The sequence below is a fragment of the Actinocorallia sp. B10E7 genome (assembly GCF_039871655.1).
GTDB lineage: Bacteria > Actinomycetota > Actinomycetes > Streptosporangiales > Streptosporangiaceae > Actinocorallia.
In genome coordinates this window covers 387,673-407,122 of sequence record NZ_JBDPLZ010000006.1, presented here as the reverse complement: position 1 = coordinate 407,122, position 19,450 = coordinate 387,673, and the positions used below count along the sequence as shown (strand labels likewise).

At 68.6% G+C, this 19,450-nt stretch carries 17 protein-coding genes and 1 tRNA gene; 10 read left to right on the top strand and 8 right to left on the bottom strand.

The window, feature by feature from the left end:
• Positions 1–194: 194 nt before the first annotated feature.
• Complete coding sequence (locus ABGB12_RS23660; RefSeq protein WP_347681431.1) at positions 195–1,112, top strand: D-alanine--D-alanine ligase; 918 nt, start codon at positions 195–197, stop codon at positions 1,110–1,112.
• 505 nt (positions 1,113–1,617) lie between these two features.
• Here the strand turns inward: ABGB12_RS23660 and ABGB12_RS23655 are convergent.
• The 8 genes from ABGB12_RS23655 to rpmH all read right to left on the bottom strand — a co-directional run bounded on the left by ABGB12_RS23655 (position 1,618) and on the right by rpmH (position 6,825).
• Positions 1,618–2,571, bottom strand: coding sequence for a ParB/RepB/Spo0J family partition protein (locus tag ABGB12_RS23655; protein WP_347681429.1), 954 nt, complete (start codon positions 2,569–2,571; stop codon positions 1,618–1,620).
• A 37-nt stretch (positions 2,572–2,608) separates the two neighbouring features.
• Positions 2,609–3,460, bottom strand: coding sequence for a ParA family protein (locus tag ABGB12_RS23650; protein WP_347681505.1), 852 nt, complete (start codon positions 3,458–3,460; stop codon positions 2,609–2,611).
• A gap of 170 nt (positions 3,461–3,630) precedes the next feature.
• On the bottom strand, positions 3,631–4,326 hold the full coding sequence (gene rsmG, locus ABGB12_RS23645) for a 16S rRNA (guanine(527)-N(7))-methyltransferase RsmG (protein WP_347681427.1): 696 nt from the start codon (positions 4,324–4,326) through the stop codon (positions 3,631–3,633).
• Positions 4,327–4,515: 189 nt separating this feature from the next.
• Positions 4,516–4,995, bottom strand: coding sequence for a R3H domain-containing nucleic acid-binding protein (locus ABGB12_RS23640; protein WP_347681425.1), 480 nt, complete (start codon positions 4,993–4,995; stop codon positions 4,516–4,518).
• Positions 4,996–5,029: 34 nt separating this feature from the next.
• Positions 5,030–6,004 (bottom strand): membrane protein insertase YidC, encoded by a 975-nt coding sequence (gene yidC, locus ABGB12_RS23635; RefSeq protein WP_347681423.1) that lies wholly within the window; start codon positions 6,002–6,004, stop codon positions 5,030–5,032.
• Positions 6,001–6,321, bottom strand: a complete 321-nt coding sequence (gene yidD / locus ABGB12_RS23630) for a membrane protein insertion efficiency factor YidD (RefSeq protein WP_347681421.1) — start codon at positions 6,319–6,321, stop codon at positions 6,001–6,003. The genes yidC and yidD overlap by 4 nt, the downstream gene beginning before the upstream one ends.
• Positions 6,321–6,677 (bottom strand): ribonuclease P protein component, encoded by a 357-nt coding sequence (rnpA, locus tag ABGB12_RS23625; protein WP_347681419.1) that lies wholly within the window; start codon positions 6,675–6,677, stop codon positions 6,321–6,323. Before rnpA ends, yidD begins: the two co-directional genes overlap by 1 nt.
• A gap of 10 nt (positions 6,678–6,687) precedes the next feature.
• Positions 6,688–6,825, bottom strand: coding sequence for a 50S ribosomal protein L34 (gene rpmH, locus ABGB12_RS23620; RefSeq protein WP_106396750.1), 138 nt, complete (start codon positions 6,823–6,825; stop codon positions 6,688–6,690).
• 363 nt (positions 6,826–7,188) lie between these two features.
• Between rpmH and dnaA the strand changes: the two genes are divergently transcribed.
• From dnaA to ABGB12_RS23575, 9 genes are all read left to right on the top strand, one after another.
• Complete coding sequence (gene dnaA / locus ABGB12_RS23615) at positions 7,189–8,916, top strand: chromosomal replication initiator protein DnaA (RefSeq protein ID WP_347681417.1); 1,728 nt, start codon at positions 7,189–7,191, stop codon at positions 8,914–8,916.
• A 585-nt stretch (positions 8,917–9,501) separates the two neighbouring features.
• Complete coding sequence (gene dnaN, locus ABGB12_RS23610; RefSeq protein ID WP_347681415.1) at positions 9,502–10,635, top strand: DNA polymerase III subunit beta; 1,134 nt, start codon at positions 9,502–9,504, stop codon at positions 10,633–10,635.
• A 329-nt stretch (positions 10,636–10,964) separates the two neighbouring features.
• Positions 10,965–11,843 carry a phosphogluconate dehydrogenase (NAD(+)-dependent, decarboxylating) gene (gnd, locus tag ABGB12_RS23605; RefSeq protein ID WP_347681413.1) on the top strand — a complete coding sequence of 293 codons (879 nt, stop codon included), beginning with the start codon at positions 10,965–10,967 and terminating at the stop codon, positions 11,841–11,843.
• Positions 11,844–11,908: 65 nt separating this feature from the next.
• The gene (gene recF, locus ABGB12_RS23600) at positions 11,909–13,033 is read left to right on the top strand and encodes a DNA replication/repair protein RecF (protein WP_347681411.1); all 1,125 of its coding nucleotides are present in this window, start codon (positions 11,909–11,911) and stop codon (positions 13,031–13,033) included.
• Positions 13,020–13,493 carry a DUF721 domain-containing protein gene (locus ABGB12_RS23595; protein ID WP_347681409.1) on the top strand — a complete coding sequence of 158 codons (474 nt, stop codon included), beginning with the start codon at positions 13,020–13,022 and terminating at the stop codon, positions 13,491–13,493. The genes recF and ABGB12_RS23595 overlap by 14 nt, the downstream gene beginning before the upstream one ends.
• Positions 13,494–13,796: 303 nt before the next feature.
• Positions 13,797–15,740 (top strand): DNA topoisomerase (ATP-hydrolyzing) subunit B, encoded by a 1,944-nt coding sequence (gyrB, locus tag ABGB12_RS23590; protein WP_347681407.1) that lies wholly within the window; start codon positions 13,797–13,799, stop codon positions 15,738–15,740.
• A gap of 58 nt (positions 15,741–15,798) precedes the next feature.
• A complete protein-coding gene (gene gyrA, locus ABGB12_RS23585) occupies positions 15,799–18,309 on the top strand; it encodes a DNA gyrase subunit A (protein WP_347681405.1) in 2,511 nt (836 codons plus the stop codon).
• Positions 18,306–19,175 carry a DUF3566 domain-containing protein gene (locus ABGB12_RS23580; RefSeq protein WP_347681403.1) on the top strand — a complete coding sequence of 290 codons (870 nt, stop codon included), beginning with the start codon at positions 18,306–18,308 and terminating at the stop codon, positions 19,173–19,175. Before gyrA ends, ABGB12_RS23580 begins: the two co-directional genes overlap by 4 nt.
• Before the next feature lie 76 nt (positions 19,176–19,251).
• Positions 19,252–19,325, top strand: a tRNA-Ile gene (locus ABGB12_RS23575).
• Positions 19,326–19,450: the final 125 nt, after the last annotated feature.

The window sequence follows — 19,450 nt, the reverse complement described above, 5'->3', positions numbered from 1 at the left end:
GAGCCGAGGGAAGGGTAGAGGGACCGTGCCATGGGGAATACGGGCGGCCGGCGAGGAGCGGGAAGCGGAGTACGGAAAGACGGGCCGGGGGATCGGTGGCCGGGGGTCTTGGCTTCGGGGCGGTGCCGTTCGGGAGAACGGGAGGTCGAGGTGGTGAGGAGGGAGGAGGGCGGGGAGGCGTAGGGTCCTGTTCCATGGAACGGGTGATCGTGTTGGCCGGTGGCATGTCGTACGAGCGCGAGGTCTCGTTGAGTTCGGGACGGCGGGTGGCGGACGCGCTGAAGCAGGCAGGGCTGCAGGTGGAGATCCGGGAGGCGGACGCCGCGCTGCTGCCCTTGCTGATGGAGGATCCGCCGGACCTGGTCTTTCCGGTGCTGCACGGGGCCGAGGGGGAGGACGGAGCCATCCGGGAGGTGCTCGGACTGCTGGGCATCCCCTACGTGGGGGCCCGCCCGGACGCCTGCCGATTGGCATGGGACAAGCCGACGGCGAAAGCGGTGTTCCGGCACGCGGGGCTCGCCACACCCGAGTCGGTGACCCTGCCCAAGTCGATCTTCCATGACCTGGGGGCGAGCGCCGTCATGAAGGCGGTGCTGGACAGGCTGGGGCTGCCGTTGTTCGTGAAGCCCACCCGTGGCGGATCCGCGCTGGGCGCTTCGGTCGTACGGGAGGCGGAGGAACTGCCGGCAGCGATGATCGGCTGCTTCTCCTACGGGGATGTCGCGCTCATCGAACGGTTCGTCACCGGAACCGAGGTCGCGGTCAGCGTCCTGGAGGTCGAAGGGGAACCGACGGCCCTCCCCGCCGTGGAGATCATCCCACTGGGCGAGCGGTACGACTACACGGCTCGCTACACCGCCGGGCAGACCGAGTTCATCACTCCCGCCCGCCTCTCCCCCGAGGTCACCGAGCGCGTCCGGGAGACCGCCCTGGCCGCCCACCGCGCCCTGGGCCTACGCCACCTCTCGCGCAGTGACCTCATCGTCGACACCGAAGGTGTGCCCCAGCTCCTCGAGGTCAATGTGGCTCCGGGCATGACCGAGACCAGCCTCCTCCCGCTGGCCCTCCACGCCTCCGGCCTGACCATCCCGCAGATCCTCACCTCTCTCTGAGCTCCTCCCGGCTCTGTTTCATGTGAAACAGAGCCGGGGAGTCCGGCCGGGCCTGTGGTTCCACGTGAAACCTTCGGCAAGGCCGGCCGCCGGGGAGCACCGGCGAGTGTCCACTCAAGGCTCCCCGCTCCGCATGAGATCCCCCGGGTAGGGGATGGCCGGAGTGATGGCGAATGTCCGCTCCGGACTTCCTGGTTCCACGTGAAACCACCGGCAAGAGATCCCCGGCCCGTCGGACGTCCACCCCTGCCTCCGTCGTCCGTCCAGCTCCGGCACCGACCCTCCGAGCCTCCGCACGGGACGGAGGCAGGACCGGCAGAGCCTCCCGCAAGGAAGCGCGGGGACCGGCCTCACGACTTCGATTCCGCAGACGACTCGCTGCCCGCCGCCCTCTCCGCGACACCCTCGGTGGACTCCTCTCCCTCAGGCAATCCTCCGTTCCACGTGAAACATGGAGGGCACAAAAAGAAAGGCCCTCCGAAGAGGGCCTTGGGTGGAGGAGGGATCAGGTGGAATCGTCGTCGGGGGCCATGGTGGAGATGATGCGCTCCAGGTCCTCGAGGGTGGCGAACTCCACGACGATCTTGCCCTTGCGCGCGCCCAGGTCGACGCGGACCTTGGTCTCGTAGCGCTCGCTGAGGCGTTCGGCGAGAGCCTCCAGGCCGGGGGCCGTGGGCTTGCGGACGGGGCGGCGGACGGGCTTCACCGGATCGTCCGCCTCGCGCAGGGCGATGATCTCCTCCACCGCGCGGACGGAGAGACCCTCGGCGACGATGCGGGTGGCGAGGGCCTCCATCGCCTCGGGGGAGTCCAGGCCCAGGAGCGCGCGGGCGTGGCCGGCGCTGAGGACGTTGGCGGCGACCCTGCGCTGGACGGCGGGCGGAAGGTTGAGCAGACGCAGGGTGTTGCTGATGTGCGGACGGGAGCGGCCGACGCGGGCGGCCAGCTGCTCGTGGGTGGCGCCGAAGTCGTCCAGGAGCTGGCGGTAGGCGGCCGCCTCCTCCAAGGGGTTCAGCTGCTGGCGGTGGAGGTTCTCCATGAGGGCGTCACGGAGCAGGTCGTCGTCCGAGGTGTCCCGGATGATGGCCGGGATCCGGTCGAGGCCGGCCCGCTGCGAGGCCCGCCAGCGCCGCTCCCCCATGATCAGCTCGTAGCGGGCGGATTCCAGGGGAGTCTCCGGGCCGAGCTCCCGCACCACGACCGGCTGGAGCAGCCCGACGATCGAGATGGAGGAGGCCAACTCCTCCAGCGCCTCCTCGTCGAAGTGGGTGCGGGGCTGACGCGGGTTCGGGGAGATCGACTTCACCGGAAGCTCGGCGAACCGGGCACCGTCCACCAGTTCGAGATCGGCGCCCGCGCCGACCGCGCGGTCGGGACCCGCGGCCGCGGCGACGGGTGCCGTCGGGATCAGCGCGCCAAGGCCCCTGCCCAGGCCCCTCGGCTGACGTGAAGCGCTCATTCTCGACCCCCGTAGACGTGCACGTACTCAGTGAAGCTCACGAAGCCACCTCTGCCCAGCGATGGGCGATCTCCGAGGCCGCCTCGCTGTAGGCGAGCGCTCCGGTGGAACCGGGGTCGTAGGTCATGACGGACTGCCCGTAGCTGGGTGCCTCCGACACCCGGACGCTGCGGGGGATGACCGTCTTCAACGCCGTGTCCCCGAAGTGCGACCGCACCTCCTCGGCCACCTGCGAGGCGAGCCTGGTCCTGGCGTCGTACATCGTCAGCAGGATGGTCGAGACGTTCAGCGTCGGGTTGAGGTGCGAGGTCACCAGCTCGACGGTGCCGAGCAGCTGGCTGAGCCCCTCCAGCGCGTAGTACTCGCACTGGATCGGGATCAGCAGCTCGTCCCCGCCGACGAGCGCGTTCAGGGTGAGCAGCCCCAGCGACGGCGGGCAGTCGATCAGCACGTAGTCGAAGCGGCTCTTGTCGTAGTCGTCCAGAGCGCGGCGCAGCCGGGACTCGCGGGCGACCTTGGAGACCAGTTCGATCTCCGCGCCCGCCAGGTGCAGGGTGGCCGGGGCGCAGAAGAGGTTGGGCAGTTCCGGAGAGGGCAGGACGATCTCGGCCAGCGGCCGGTCCTCGATCAGCACGTGGTACATGGACGGAACGTCCGCGTGGTGGTCGATGCCGAGCGCGGTGGAGGCGTTGCCCTGCGGGTCGAGGTCGACGACGAGGACCTGGGCCCCGTGCATCGCCAGCGCCGCGGCCAGGTTGACCGAGGTGGTCGTCTTGCCCACCCCGCCCTTCTGGTTGGCGACCGTGATCACCCGGGTCTTCGCGGGCCGGGGCCACTCCTTGTCACCCCGCTGGGCCATCACCTGTCGCGCGGCGGCGGCCCGGGTGATCGGCGTGTCTTTGGCGGGGCCGGGAGGCGGCACGGTGGTTTCACGTGAATCCACGGCTTGCTCCGTCTCCATGCGCGGCGCGACAGACGCCGTCTCGGCTGTCCCTTGCATGCTGAACGCGTGGCCTGATGACGGCTCCACCGCGGACTCCTTCAGTCGAAGAGGGGTACTCAGCCGCGTGTCGGCGACCTGTCACCCTTCCGCTTGTTCTTTCTGCCTCCGCGCTCGGGGGCGCGCTCGGCGACAAGCCGAACGAGCGTCGTCGGCGGATCGACCTTACCCTGCCCTACCAGGAGGAGTTCAGCCCTACGCACTCCCAGCTTGCGCAGAACCGGCTCGGCCTCGGCCAATTCCTGGGCCGCGCGCTCTCCTTTCAGCGCCAGCAGCTCGCCGCCGGCCCGCAGCAGGGGCAGCCCCCATCTGGCCAGACGGTCGAGCGGGGCGACCGCCCGGGCCGTCACGACGTCCACCGAGAACTCCTTGACGACCTCCTCGGCGCGTCCCCGCCGGACGGTGACGTTCTCCAGGCCGAGCTCCTCGACCGCCTCGCCCAGGAAGGTGGTGCGCCGGAGCAGCGGTTCCAGCAGGGTGATGTCCAGGTCGGGGCGGACGATCGCCAGGACCAGCCCGGGCAGGCCCGCGCCGGAGCCGATGTCGATCACGGAGGCGCCCTCGGGCACCGCCTCGCTCAGCACCGCGCAGTTGATCACGTGCCGTTCCCAGAGCCGGCCCACCTCGCGGGGGCCGATAAGCCCGCGCTCCACTCCGGCGGTCGCCAGCAGGCGCACATACCGTTCAGCCACGGGCAAGGCCGCGCCGAAGACCTCCTGCGCCTGCGGCGGTACTGCTTCCGGCTGATCAGTCATCGGTTCTTCCCCACAGTCAACGATGGTTCCACATGCCTCGCGTGCCCGCGAAACCCGCAGGGCCTCCGCCGCCATCTTTCCGGCGGCGGCTCTCTTCCGAGGGGATCCCGGCAAAACAAAAGCCCCCGCGCACGGCGGGGGCTTTCACCACGATCTCCCGGAATGATCCCGGCGAACCGGGTTCTCCCGTCAGCTCGGGTAGACGACCACATAACGCTCTGGCTCTTCGCCCTCGGACTCGCTGCGCAGGCCCGCCGCGGCGATCGCGTCATGGACGATCTTGCGCTCGAAGGGGGTCATCGGCGCCAGCGGCTTGGCCTTGCCGCCGCGCTTGACCTCCTCGCACACGTCGCGGCCCAGCTTGCTCAGTTCCTCGCGCCGGCGCTCCCGGTATCCTCCGACGTCCAGCATCAGCCTGGTCCGGTTGCCGGTCTGCCGGTGCACCGCGAGCCTGGTCAGCTCCTGCAGGGCCTCCAGGACCTCACCCCGCCTGCCGACCAGCTCGTCCAGGTCGCTGCCCACGACCGACACCATCGCGCGCTCGCCCTCGACGTCCAGGTCGATGTCGCCGTCGTAGTCGGCGATGTCGAGCAGGCCCTCGATGTAGTCGGCGGCGATGTCGCCTTCTTGCTCCAGCGCCTCGATCTCGGCTGCTGCGGTTTCAGCCACCGCTGTCTCCGTTTCCTGGGTGGGAAGTGTCAATCTAACGCTTGGAGGAGCCGCTTCGCTTGCTCCTGGGCTGCCGCGTCGGCTGCTTGCGCACGGCCTTGGGGCCTTCCTTGCGGATCTCGGCGGCGGTGGCGGCCTCCTCGGCGCGGCGCTTCTTCAGCAGGCCGCCGGAGGTCTCGGCCTTCTTGTCGTCGCCCTTGGCGCCGGTCTTCGCGGTGCTCTTGACGTCGCCGCCCTTGCCGTTCTCCGCCGTCGGCATCGGGTAGCGCTTGTAGATGTAGTGCGACTGCGCCAGCGTCCAGCTGTTGGAGGTGACCCAGTACAGCAGCACGCCGAGGGGGAAGCCCAGGCCGAACAGACCGAAGACCGGCGCCATCCAGACCATCATCTTCTGCGCGGTGGCCATGGGGTTGTCGGGGTCCATGGCCGGCTGGCGGGACATGCTCGCCCGCATGGTGAGGAAGGTGGTGGTCGAGGAGATGATCACCGCGATCGCGCAGACGATCACACCGCTGATCGACTCCCCCCACGCGTTGAGGAAGCTGTCGGAGATGCTCGCGCCGAAGATGCTGGCGTTGTTGGCGCTCTCGACCAGGTCGGGCGTGATGCCGTGGCTCCCGTTGCCAGGCTTGGCGTGGGCCATCTTGTTGAGGACCTGGAACAGCGAGATGAAGATCGGGAACTGCACCAGCAGCGGGAGGCACCCGGAGATCGGGTTGGCCCCGTTCTCCTGGTAGAGCTTCATCATCTCCTGGTTGAGCCGCTGCTTGTCGTTCTTGTACTTCTTGCGCAGCGCCTGGATCTGCGGGTTGAGCGCCTGCATCTTGCGGGACGACTGGATCTGCTTCACGAAGAGCGGGAAGATCAGGATCCGCATCAGCACGGTGAGCAGTACGATCGAGCCACCCCAGGCCCACCCGCTGTCGGGGTCGATGCCGAGGAAGGTCAGGCCGCTGTGGATCTGGACGAGGATCCATGCCACGGCCCGGTACAGCGGATCAAGCGTCACCGGTCTGCTCCTAGCGAGTCTGGGTCTGAGGGCTCGAGGGTCGTGTGGTCGGCGCCGGACGCCTCACGGCCGGTACGAGTACGCGGTGCAGGCACCGGATCGTACCCGCCGGGATGAAAGGGATGGCACCGGGCGACCCTGGCGACGGTCAGCCAGAAGCCGTGGAGGGCGCCGTGCGTCTGCAGGGCCTTGAGCCCGTAGGTGCTGCAGCTCGGTTCGAAGCGGCAGGTCGGCGGCAGCAGCGGGCTGATGACCTTGCGGTAGAAACGCACGAAGCCGATCAGCACCCACGCGATCGGCCCCGGTCTGCGACTCATCACTGCCCCTTGCCCGACTGCTTCAGCAACCGGCCGAGCGCGGAGTCGAGATCCCGGGCCAGTTCCTCGGACGATGCGGACGCCGCCTTGGGGTTGGCACGCACCACAAGCAGGCTACCCGGAGGCAGAAGGGGCAGCCTGTCCCGGACGAGATGCCTCAGCCGGCGCTGCACCCTGCCGCGCACGACGGAGTTGCCCACCGCCTTGGAGACGATGAAGCCCGCCAGTGAGTTCCCGCCGTCGTTGCCGCCGGGTAGGAGGTGCGCAACGAGATACGGCCGTCCGGCGCGGTCACCGCGCCGGACGGCCAGCGTGAACTCGTGGCGCCGCCGCATCCGGTGACCGGAGGGCAGCATGGGTCGATCGTCAGACCGCGACGCGCGCGCGGCCCTTACGACGGCGCGCGGCGAGGATCGCCTGGCCGGCACGGGTGCGCATGCGCAGCCGGAAGCCGTGCTTCTTGTGACGACGACGGTTGTTCGGCTGGAACGTACGCTTGCTCATGCTGACTCCTGCTGCTCTGACGTAAGGATCGCATCGCGGGCACGTTTGGTCCCTCGCAGCGGGGGCCCGTCCACTTGGAAGCCTGACGGGCACGCGTCACCACCATCGATGCGACTCGACCGTAGAACGTTACGTTCTCCCCGCCCACCGGGTCAAACGGAACGGGTGTCCGATCACCTTGACGAGACCGGTGCCCCCGTCCCACCTGCATGGGAAGAGTTATACACAGCTTGTGGACAAACCTGTGGATGGATCGTGAGAGAGTAGGGACTCCCGCTCTGAAAGGTCCCCCTGAGCTCTGGCTTGAGCCCCCGCGCGGACGGAGGGCGGGAGGTAGAGGATACGCATGGGGGAGGCTTCACAGTGGACGGACAGGACCTCGAGTCCCTCTGGAACCGTTCGGTGGACGCCCTGCCCGAGGTCCCCGCCCACCAGCGCGCCTGGCTCGGCGTCACCCGCCCCATCGGGATCTTCGACGGCATGGCCCTGCTGGCCGTCCCCAACGACTTCGCCAAGAAGACCCTCGAACAGCGGGTGACCTCTCTCATAGAGACCACGCTCTCCCAGGAGCTGGGCCAGCCGATCCGGGTGGTGCTGACCGTCCAGCCGGAGATCTCCCGGCAGCCGCCGCCCCCGCCCGTCCAGCCGCAGACCTACTCCGCCCCCTCCGTGCCGCAGCAGCCGTCGTACGAGCCGCGCCCGGAGCCGCAGCAGGGATTCGAGCGGCACGAGAACCGGCCGCAGGGCGGGTACGGCAACCGCCCGCCGGATGTTCGTCCACAAGATCTTCCACAGGCTGAGACCCCTCCCACCTCGGCTTCCGCAAGTTATCCACAGGCCGGTGGACAACTGCCTCCACAACCTGTGCGTCCTTCCCACATCGTCGGGCACACCTTCGGCGGACCCGAGCCCGAGCCGTTCACCCCTTCCGGCCACGCCCCGTCGCCTCAGCCCGCCGAACCGGAGCGGCCGGAGGCCGCCTCCTCTCCCGCCCCCTGGCAGGGCGGCGGCAACAGCGGAGGCCAGGCCAAGGGGACGGGGACGATCGAGGCCGCGCGGCTGAACCCCAAGTACACCTTCGAGACCTTCGTCACCGGCGCGAGCAACCGGTTCGCCCAGGCCGCGGCGGTCGCGGTGGCGGAGTCGCCGGCCAAGGCCTACAACCCCCTGTTCATCTACGGGGAGTCCGGCCTGGGCAAGACGCATCTCCTCCACGCCATCGGCCACTACGCCCGGAGCCTCTTCGACGGCGCCCGCGTGCGGTACGTCAGCTCCGAAGAGTTCACCAACGACTTCATCAACGCCATCCGCGACGGCAAGGCGGAGAGCTTCCGGCGGCGCTTCCGCGAGGTCGACATCCTCCTCGTGGACGACATCCAGTTCCTGGAGGGCAAGGAGCAGACGCAGGAGGAGTTCTTCCACACCTTCAACACCCTCCACAACGCCAACAAGCAGATCGTCATCTCCTCCGACCGGGCGCCCAAGCAGCTCGTCACGCTGGAGGACAGGCTCCGCAACCGCTTCGAGTGGGGCCTGATCACCGACGTCCAGCCGCCCGAGCTGGAGACGCGCATCGCGATCCTGCGCAAGAAGGCGGTGCAGGAGGGCCTGGCGGCCCCGCCGGACGTGCTGGAGTTCATCGCCACGAAGATCTCCACCAACATCCGCGAGCTGGAGGGCGCGCTGATCCGGGTCACCGCGTTCGCCAGCCTCAACCGCCAGTCGGTCGACCTGCGGCTGGCCGAGATCGTCCTCAAGGACCTGATCCCCGACACCGGCGGCCCCGAGATCACCGCAGGCATGATCATGGCGCAGACCGCCACCTACTTCGGCATCGAGATCGACGACCTGTGCGGGTCCTCCCGATCCCGGGTCCTGGTGACCGCCCGCCAGATCGCCATGTACCTGTGCCGCGAGCTCACCGACATGTCCCTGCCCAAGATCGGCTTGCAGTTCGGCGGCCGCGACCACACCACGGTCATGCACGCCGACCGCAAGATCCGCTCACTGATGGCCGAGCGCCGCTCGATCTACAACCAGGTCACCGAGCTCACCTCGCGGATCAAGCAGCAGACCCGCGGCAGCCGCTGAACCACCGGGTCGCCGACCTCCATCCGAAGATCGTTCCGTACACGGACTGTGCATAAAGCTGGGGATAACCTGTGGACAGTATGGGGAAAACCTGTGGACGCGCTGTGGACGCCTTCTGAGCAGTTTCTCGGCCCCTGTGGATGAACTCGTGGATAACCTGTGGAGAACCTGTGAATTACCTGGGGAAAGCTTGGTCGGGGGCAGGAGTTGCCCACAACCCAATTCCCTCTGGTTTCGCCCGATTCATCCCCGCGAAATATGGGTGGTGTGGATAACCTGTGGACAACCTGTGGGCAACAGGAGATCAAACTGGGGATGTCGTGTGGACAGGTTTCCGCAGTCCACAGGGCGCCCGGTTGTCCACAGAGGTCTACCCACAGGAGCGGTGGACAAAACTCGGCTCCTGAGCTGGGGCGGGATGGGTTATCCACGGTTTCCACAGCCCCTATGACTATGACTGCACAAGTTATCCAGCAAAGAAAAGAAGATCAGTACCAATCAGGGTCCCGCGGATCCGCGCTCCATGGAGCTCCGCCCACAGCCCTGAGAAAGCCCTGAAACCCTCGACGATCAGGAGGCGGGTCCATGAAGTTCCGCATCGACCGTGACGCTCTCGCCGACGCCGTGGCCTGGACGGCCCGCACCCTCCCGGCCCGTCCGCCCGTCCCGGTGCTCGCGGGAATGCACCTGGAGGCCTCTGAGGAGCGCCTGAAGCTGTCCGCGTTCGACTACGAGGTCTCCGCCCAGGTGTCGGCCGAGATCGAGTGCCACGAGCCCGGTACGGCCCTCGTGAGCGGCCGGCTGCTCGCAGAGATCTGCCGGGCGCTTCCTCCACACCCTGTGGACGTCACCACCGACGGCGCCAAGGTGATGCTCAAGTGCGGCAGCGCGAAGTTCACACTCCAGACGATGCCTGTGGAGGACTACCCGTCCCTGCCGGCGATGCCGCCCGTCGCGGGCACCGTGGGCAGCGACGAGTTCGCCGTGGCCGTCGCCCAGGTGGCCATCGCCGCGGGCCGCGACGACACCATCCCCATGCTCACCGGCGTGCGTGTGGAGATCGACGGGGAAACCGTGACCCTGGCGTCCACCGACCGCTACCGGCTGGCCGTCCGGGAGCTCAAGTGGAACCCCGACAGCCCCGACCGCACGGGCGTCGCGCTCATCCCGGCCAAGACCCTCGCCGACACCGCCAAGTCGCTGACCTCCGGCGCGGAGGTGAAGATCTCCCTGGGCGGCGGTGACACGGGCGTGGGGGAGAACATCATCGGCTTCGAGGGCGGCGGCCGTAAGACCACCTCGCGCCTGCTGGACGGCGACTTCGTGAAGTACCGCTCGCTGTTCCCCGCCGAGTACGCCGGATACGCCGAGGTCCAGACCGGCCCGTTCGTCGACGCCCTCAAGCGCGTCTCGCTGGTCGCCGAGCGCAACACCCCGGTGCGGCTGTCGTTCCGCCAGGGCGAGGTCGTCCTGGAGGCGGGCACCGGCGACGAGGCGCAGGCCGTGGAGGCCCTGGAGGCCACGCTGGAGGGCGAGGACATCGACATCGCCTTCAACCCCGTGTACGTGCTCGACGGGCTCGCTCAGATCGCCTCGGACATCGCGCGGCTGTCGTTCACCACGCCGACCAAGCCGGCGGTGCTCACCGGCAAGCCCCTCGACGACGGAGGAGCACCCGGCTACCGCTACCTGATCATGCCCGTCAGGCTGTCCGGCTGATCCCGGATCGCTCGGTCGCGGACAGCGCGCCGCAGGCGCGTATCCACCCTGTGGATCGTTCGGCGCGCGTTCAGCCACGGGCGGTGCGCCGTAGGCGCGCGTCCCCCTGTGGACAACCGGGTTATCCACAGGGGTGATCGAACTGTGGACGAAGGGTGTGGACGAACTCACGTCCGCCGTGTCGCCGACGGAGGCCCGATGAACGGAGTTCCGGGTAGGGGATCCGGGGACGGCTAGCCTGGAGGGATCTCCCAAAAGGAAGCACCTCGGGTCCTCCCCGGAGCGGAGGCCCGGTCCCGCACACCCGCATACCCGCACAAGGAGCGGTAATGGAACTCGGTCTCATAGGTCTGGGCAAGATGGGCGGGAACATGGCCGAGCGGCTGCGCCGCGGCGGCCACACCGTGATCGGCTACGACCGCGATCCCTCCCTCGGCGACGTGAAGTCGCTGGAGGAACTCGTGGACAAGCTCTCCGTCCCCCGCGTCGTCTGGGTCATGGTCCCGGCCGGCGGTCCCACGCGGGAGACGGTCGAGCGGCTCGGCGAGCTGCTCTCCCCCGGCGACATCGTGGTCGACGGCGGCAACTCCCACTACGCGGACGACCAGAAGCACGCCGCGCACCTGAGGTCCAAGGGCGTCGGCTTCGTCGACTGCGGCGTCTCCGGCGGGGTCTGGGGCCTGGAGAACGGGTACGCGCTCATGGTCGGCGGCGCCGACGAGGACGTGGCCAGGGCGCAGCCGATCTTCGACACGCTCAAGCCGGAGGGCGAGTACGGCTTCGTCCACAGCGGCGAGGTCGGCGCCGGCCACTTCGTGAAGATGGTCCACAACGGCATCGAGTACGGCATGATGCAGTCCTTCGCCGAGGGCTACGAGCTGATCAAGGCCAGCGGCATCGTGAAGAACGTGCCGGAGACCTTCCGCAGCTGGCAGGAGGGCACGGTCATCCGGTCCTGGCTGCTCGACCTGCTCAACCGGGCGCTGGAGGAGGACCCCGAGCTCGCCGACATCCGCGGCTACGCGCAGGACAGCGGGGAGGGCCGGTGGACGATCCAGGCGGCGGTGGACCACGCGGTCCCGCTCCCCGCGATCACCGCGGCCCTCTACGCCAGGTTCGCCTCCCGTCAGGACGACTCCCCCGCGATGAAGGTCGTCGCCGCGCTGCGCAACCAGTTCGGCGGCCACTCCGTCGAGAAGAAGCAGTGAAGCGGGACCGGGATGTCCACAGGCTGTGGAACGCGTGAGGCGGGCGCGACCCTAGACTCCTGTCCGTGTACGTCGCCCATCTGAGCCTCACCGACTTCCGCTCCTACGCCTCCGCCGAGGTGGCGATGGAGCCGGGCGTCAGCGCCTTCCTGGGGCTCAACGGGCAGGGCAAGACCAACCTCGTCGAGGCGGTCAACTACGTCGCCACCCACGGCAGCCACCGGGTGGCGACGGACGCCCCGCTGGTCCGGCAGGGCGCGGCCCGCGCGATCGTGCGGGCCAAGGTCGTGCGGGACGTCCGCGAGGCGCTCATCGAGCTGGAGATCAACCCGGGCCGGGCCAACCGGGCCAGGCTGAACCGCGCGCCCGTCCCCAGGCCGCGGGAGATCCTGGGGATGGTGCGCACCGTCCTGTTCGCGCCGGAGGACCTGGCGCTGGTCAAGGGCGATCCGGGGGAGCGCCGCCGGTTCCTGGACGAGCTGCTGACGGCCCGCGCCCCCCGGTTCGCAGGGGTTCGCGCCGACTACGACAGGGTGCTCAAGCAGCGCAACGCCCTGCTGAAATCGGCGGCACAGCAGCGCCGCCCGGCCTCGGCCGAGCTGCTGGCCACCCTGGAGGTGTGGGACACCCATCTGGCGCAGGTCGGCGCCGAGCTGCTGGGGGCCAGGCTGGAGCTGGTCTCCGCGCTCTCTCCGCTGGTCGCCAAGGCCTACGCCGAGCTCGCCCCCAGCGGGGGCGCGGGCCTGGAGTACCGGTGCTCCCGTGAAGGGGAGCTGTCCACAGACCGTGGAGAACTCGTCGAGCTCCTGTTGACGGGTCTGGCCGATGCGCGCAGACAGGAGCTGGCCCGCGGCACCAGCCTCGTCGGCCCGCACCGCGACGAGCTGCTGCTCAAGCTCGGCGACTTCCCCGCCCGCGGCTACGCCAGCCATGGCGAGTCCTGGTCGTTCGCGCTGGCGCTGCGCCTGGCCGCCTACGAGCTGTTGCGCTCGGACGGGGACGACCCGATCCTCATCCTCGACGACGTCTTCGCCGAGCTGGACTCCGGGCGCAGGCGCCGGCTGGCCGAGATGGTCTCCCCCGCCGAGCAGGTACTGATCACCGCCGCGGTGCCCGAGGACGTTCCCGGGGAACTGTCGGGGGCCTCTTATAACGTCGCAGCAGGGGAGGTGAGCCGTGTCGGAGGATGAGGCCAAACCGAAGACCGGCATTGAGCTGGCCCGCGAGGCGCTCGCCCAGGCGAGGGCGGACGCCGCCAAGCGCCAGTCCGTTCCCGGCCGCCGCCGTGCCCGCGCGGCCAGGCCCGCCCGGGATCCGCGGCGCGGTGACGGCCCCCAGTTGTTCGGGGCGGGCATCAAGAAGCTGCTCGCCGACCGGGGCTGGGAGGAGCGCGCCGCCGTGGGCGGGGTCTTCGGCAACTGGGAGGGCATCGTCGGGCGGGACCTGGCCGAGCACACCGCTCCCGGCGCGTTCGAGGACGGCGAGCTGGTCGTCACCTGCGACTCTCCGGCCTGGGCGCAGCAGGTGCGGCTGCTGGCCGGGCAGCTGGTGCGCAGGCTCAACGAGGAGTTGGGCGACGGCACGGTCCAGCGGGTGAAGGTGGTCGGTCCGCAGCAGGCGCGCAAGCCGGGGCAATGGCGTGTCCGTTAGGTCCCTTCGGGGATGCCGAGCGCGTTTGTCAAGCGCCACGTACGCGCCAGTACCCCCCGGGCCGTGTAGGGGGATGTGTGTTCCCGTCCGTTTGGCCGCCAGATGAGCGCTCAGCGCCGGTCACTGGCAACTTTCACCTCCTGACCCGGTAGACTGAAGCCGGGTTCAGGACACTGCGCCGTAACGTGGCGGTCTGTATCGGACATGATGCGTTCGCCGCCTGTGTTTCACCTGTGGTTCGACCAAAATCGCGTGTTACGGGGCATGCGCAAACGGTGGGTGTCCCCGGCAGGAGGCTTCCCTTTGTCGTATGACGCTAGTTCCATCACTGTTCTCGAAGGTCTGGAAGCGGTACGCAAACGCCCCGGCATGTACATCGGCTCGACCGGTGAACGAGGACTGCACCACCTGGTCTACGAGATCGTGGACAACGCCGTGGACGAGGCCCTCGCCGGGCACAACGACAAGATCGTGATCACGCTGCGCGCCGACGGCGGGGTGAGCGTCCTGGACGAGGGCCGCGGCATCCCGGTCGGCCTGCACCCGGTCGAGCAGGTCCCGGCCGTCCAGCTGGTGCTCACCACCCTGCACGCCGGCGGCAAGTTCGACAGCCAGTCCTACGCGGTCTCCGGCGGTCTGCACGGTGTCGGCGCGGCCGTCGTGAACGCGCTGTCCACCCGCCTGGAGGTGGAGGTCCACACCGAGGGCCACGTCTGGCGGCAGCAGTACGAGCGGGGGGTGCCGCTGGCCCCCCTGTCGCAGGACGAGGAGACGGCGCGGAGGGGCACCACCGTCACGTTCTGGGCCGACGAGACCATCTTCGAGACGACCGAGTACAGCTTCGAGACCCTCAGCCGCCGCTTCCAGGAGATGGCCTTCCTCAACAAGGGCCTGTCCATCACCCTGATCGACGAGCGCCCCGGTCATGAGACCGACGAGGGCGACCCCTTCACCGTCACGTATTACTACGAGGGCGGCATCGCCGACTTCGTCCGGCACATCAACGCCAAGAAGGAACCGGTCCACAACTCGATCATCTACTTCGAGGCCGAGGGCCAGGGTGTCGCGGTGGAGATCGCGATGCAGTGGAGCGGAGCGTACTCCGAGTCCGTCCACAGCTTCGCCAACACCATCAACACCGCGGAGGGCGGCACCCACGAGGAGGGGTTCCGGTCGGCGCTGACGAGCATCGTCAACCGCTACGCGCGTGACCAGAAGCTGCTCAAGGACAAGGACGAGAACCTCACCGGCGACGACGTTCGCGAGGGCCTCACCGCGATCATCTCGATCAAGCTGTCCGATCCGCAGTTCGAGGGCCAGACCAAGACCAAGCTCGGCAACACCGAGGCCAAGTCGTTCGTGCAGAAGACCTGCAACGACTTCCTGAAGGACTGGTTCGACGCCAATCCCGGCGAGGCCAAGGAGATCATCAACAAGTCGTCCCAGGCGGCGCGGGCCCGGATCGCCGCGCGCCAGGCGCGCGACCTCACCCGGCGCAAGAGCCTGCTGGAGACGACGTCCCTGCCGGGCAAGCTGAGCGACTGCCAGTCCACCGACCCGCGCGAGTCCGAGATCTACATCGTCGAGGGCGACTCGGCCGGCGGCTCGGCCAAGGGCGGCCGCGACCCCCGCTTCCAGGCCATCCTGCCGATCCGCGGCAAGATCCTGAACGTCGAGAAGGCCCGTATCGACAAGGTCCTCAAGAACGCCGAGGTCCAGGCGATGATCACCGCGCTGGGCTCGGGCATCCACGACGAGTTCGACATCACCAAGCTGCGGTATCACAAGATCATCCTGATGGCCGACGCCGACGTCGACGGCCAGCACATCCGCACGCTGCTGCTCACCCTGCTGTTCCGCTTCATGAAGCCGCTGGTCGAGGCCGGGCACGTCTACCTGGCCCAGCCGCCGCTGTACAAGATCAAGTGGAACAAGACCGGCACGGACTACGACTACGTCTACTCCGACCGGGAACGGGACCAGACCATCGAGGCCGGTCTCGCGGCGGGCAAGCGCGACCCGCGGTCCCACGACGGCGTCCAGCGGTTCAAGGGTCTGGGCGAGATGAACGCCGACGAGCTGTGGTCCACCACGATGGACCCGGCGCGGCGCGTCCTGCTCCAGATCACCCTGGACGACGCGGCGCAGGCGGACGACCTGTTCTCCGTCCTCATGGGCGAGGACGTCGAGGCGCGCAGGTCGTTCATCCAGCGGAACGCCAAGGACGTTCGCTTCCTTGACATCTGATCCGGTAGGTCGCCTCCCGGCCTTTTCCAGAACCGCCACGAAGAAGAGGGTTGTGTAAGTGACCGAGGTGACGAGCGAGAGCCACGACCGGATCGAGCCTGTCGACATCCAGGACGAGATGGCCAAGAGCTATCTCGACTACGCGATGTCGGTGATCGTGGGCCGGGCGCTCCCCGATGTCCGCGACGGGCTCAAGCCGGTGCACCGGCGCGTTCTGTACGCGATGTACGACGGCGGCTACCGGCCCGACCGCGGCTACTTCAAGTGCGCGCGCGTCGTCGGCGACGTCATGGGCTCCTACCACCCGCACGGCGACAGCTCGATCTACGACGCCCTCGTGCGGCTGGCGCAGCCGTGGTCGCTGCGCTACCCGATGGTCGACGGCCAGGGCAACTTCGGCTCGCCCGGCAACGACCCGGCCGCGGCCATGCGCTACACCGAGTGCAAGATGGCCCCGCTGGCGATGGAGCTGCTGCGCGACATCGAGAAGGAGACCGTCGACTTCTCGCCGAACTACGACGGCAAGCAGCAGGAACCGGACGTCATGCCGTCCCGTTTCCCCAACCTGCTGGTCAACGGATCGGCCGGTATCGCGGTCGGCATGGCGACGAACATCCCGCCGCACAACCTGCGCGAGGTCGCCGACGGCGTCAAGTGGTACCTGGAGAACTACGGTTCCGACGACGAGGAGCTGCTCGACGCGCTCATCGAGCGCATCAAGGGCCCGGACTTCCCGACCGGCGCGCTCATCGTCGGCCGCCGCGGCATCGAGGAGGCGTACCGGACCGGCCGCGGCTCCATCACGATGCGCGCCCAGGTCGAAGTGGAGGAGATCCAGGGCCGCACCTGCCTGGTCGTCACCTCCCTGCCCTACCAGGTCAACCCGGACAACCTCGCGCTGAAGATCGCCGAGCTGGTCCGCGAGGGCAAGCTGTCGGGCATCGCGGACGTCAAGGACGAGACCTCGGGCCGTACGGGCCAGCGCCTGGTCATCGTCCTCAAGCGCGACGCCGTCGCCAAGGTCGTCCTCAACAACCTGTACAAGCACACCCAGCTTCAGGAGACGTTCGGCGCCAACATGCTGGCGCTGGTCGACGGGGTGCCGCGCACCCTGCGCGTCGACCAGTTCGTCCGGCACTGGGTGACGCACCAGATCGAGGTCATCGTCCGGCGCACCCGCTTCCTGCTGCGCAAGGCCGAGGAGCGCGCCCACATCCTGCGCGGCCTGCTCAAGGCCCTGGACCGCATCGAGGAGGTCATCGCCCTCATCCGGCGCAGCCCCTCGGCGTCCGAGGCCGAACAGGGCCTGATGAACCTGCTGGAGATCGACCAGCTCCAGGCCCGCGCCATCCTGGACATGCAGCTGCGCAAACTCGCGGCCCTGGAGCGCCAGGCCATCACGGACGAGTACGACTCGCTGATGGCCGAGATCGCCGACTACAACGACATCCTGTCGTCCCCCGAGCGGCAGCGGTCGATCGTCGGCGACGAGCTCGCGGTGATCGTCGAGAAGTACGGCGACGAGCGGCGCACCGAGATCATCCCGTTCGACGGCGACATGTCCATCGAGGACCTCATCGCCGAAGAGGAGATCGTCGTCACCATCACCCGGGACGGGTACGCCAAGCGCACCCGCACCGACCACTACCGGGCGCAGCGGCGCGGCGGCAAGGGCGTCCGGGGCGCGCAGCTCAAGCAGGACGACATCGTCGAGCACTTCTTCGTGACGACGACGCACCACTGGATCCTCTTCTTCACCAACAAGGGCCGGGTGTACCGGGCCAAGGCGTACGAGCTGCCGGACAGCGGCCGGGACGCGCGCGGCCAGCACGTGGCGAACCTGCTCGCCTTCCAGCCGGACGAGAAGATCGCTCAGGTGATGGACCTGCGGGACTACCAGGTGGCCCCGTACCTGGTCATCGCCACCAAGAGCGGCATGATCAAGAAGACGGCGCTCAGCGCCTACGACTCGCCCCGCTCGGCCGGCCTCATCGCGATCGGCCTCAAGGAGGACGACGAGGTCATCGCCGCCCGCCTGGCCTCAGCGGAGGACGACCTGCTGATGGTCTCGACCTCGGCGCAGGCGATCCGGTTCAAGGCCGACGACGACCAGCTCCGGCCGATGGGCCGCGACACGCGGGGCGTCATCGGCATGCGGTTCGCCGAGGACCAGGACCTCTTGGACGTCCACGTCATCCGCGAGGGCGGCGACGAGGAGGTGCTGATCGCCACCGAGGGCGGCTACGCCAAGCGCACGCCGGCCGACCAGTATCCCGTGCAGGGCCGGGGTGGCAAGGGTGTGCTCACCGCTAAGATCGTGCAAACTCGCGGCAGGCTGGTCGGCGCGCTCATGGTCCGTCCTGAGGACGAGGTGTTCGCTATGACGTCGAGTGGCGGCGTCATCCGCACCAGCGCGGGCGAGATCAAGCAGTCCGGCAGGCAGACGATGGGGGTCCGGCTCGTCAACCTCGCCGAGGGCGACGTCGTGGTCGCCATCGCGAGGAACGTAGAGTCGATCGAGGACTCTGCGGAAGCCGCGCTGGAGGAAGAGGGAAGTGAGAGCCCGTGAGTACGACCTCCCAGAACGAGGACCAGGCGGACGGCACCCCCGATCCCGCCGACGCCGAGCGGACCAGGGTGAACGAGGCCGTACCCACTGAGCCGGACCGGGAGGAGGCCTCCGGCGCCGCCGGGGGCCGCGAGGGCGGGACCGCGGTGGACGGGGAGGACAAGCCCGTCATGACTCCGGCCGCGGACGAGACGGTGGTCGACGCACCCTGGACGGTGGCCGCCGAACCCTCGGACTCGGTCTTCGCAGACCGCGCCCAGGGCCGGTCCGCATCGTCCGAGCCGACGTCCGCGATGTCCGCGGTGTCGGACACCACGGTCACCGACTCCGTGATGGGCTCTCCGGAGCCGAAGTCTCCGCCGCCGCAGCCGAGCACCGACCGTCCGGTGGCCTCCGCGGCGTCCGCCGCAGCGGCCCTGGCCTCCAGGCTCGGCCGCCAGCTCACCGGGGGCGACTCCGGCGGGGCCGGCGACGAGGAGGGCAAGGACGGCAAGGCGGCGCGCAAGGCCCATCTGCAGATCGCGCGGTTCGAGCCGTGGACGGTGATGAAGTTCAGCTTCGTCATGTCCCTGGTCTGCTTCGTGGTGCTGTTCGTGGCCGTCACGGTCCTGTACGTGGTGCTGTCGGGACTGGGGGTCTTCGACTCGATCTCCGGGGCGATCAACGAGACCACGAACGGCTCCTCCGGTCAGGGGTCCGACGCGGGCGACTGGTTCTCCGCCGGCCGCATCCTTGGCTACACGGCTCTCATGGGCGCGCTGAACGTGCTGCTGATCACCGCTCTGGCCACGGTGGGTTCGGTCATCTACAACCTGGCCGCCGAGTTCGTGGGCGGGGTGGAGGTCACCCTGAAGGAGGCCGAGTAACCAGTTCGCGTTGCCCGATGAGATGGGGTAATCTCACTTCTCGTCGCCACGGAGGAAGTCCTCCGGGCAACGCTCCGGGCGTATAGCTCAGTCGGTTAGAGCGCATCCCTGATAAGGATGAGGCCCCAGGTTCAAGTCCTGGTACGCCCACTCGGAGGTTTTACCCGAGGCCGGTTCTCTGTCAAGAGACCGGCCTTGTTTCTTTCTCTCGCCGGTCCGGTGAACGGGAATGGTCTTTCCTTTGTCACCATGGGTAAAGGTCCATGTGTTCCGGG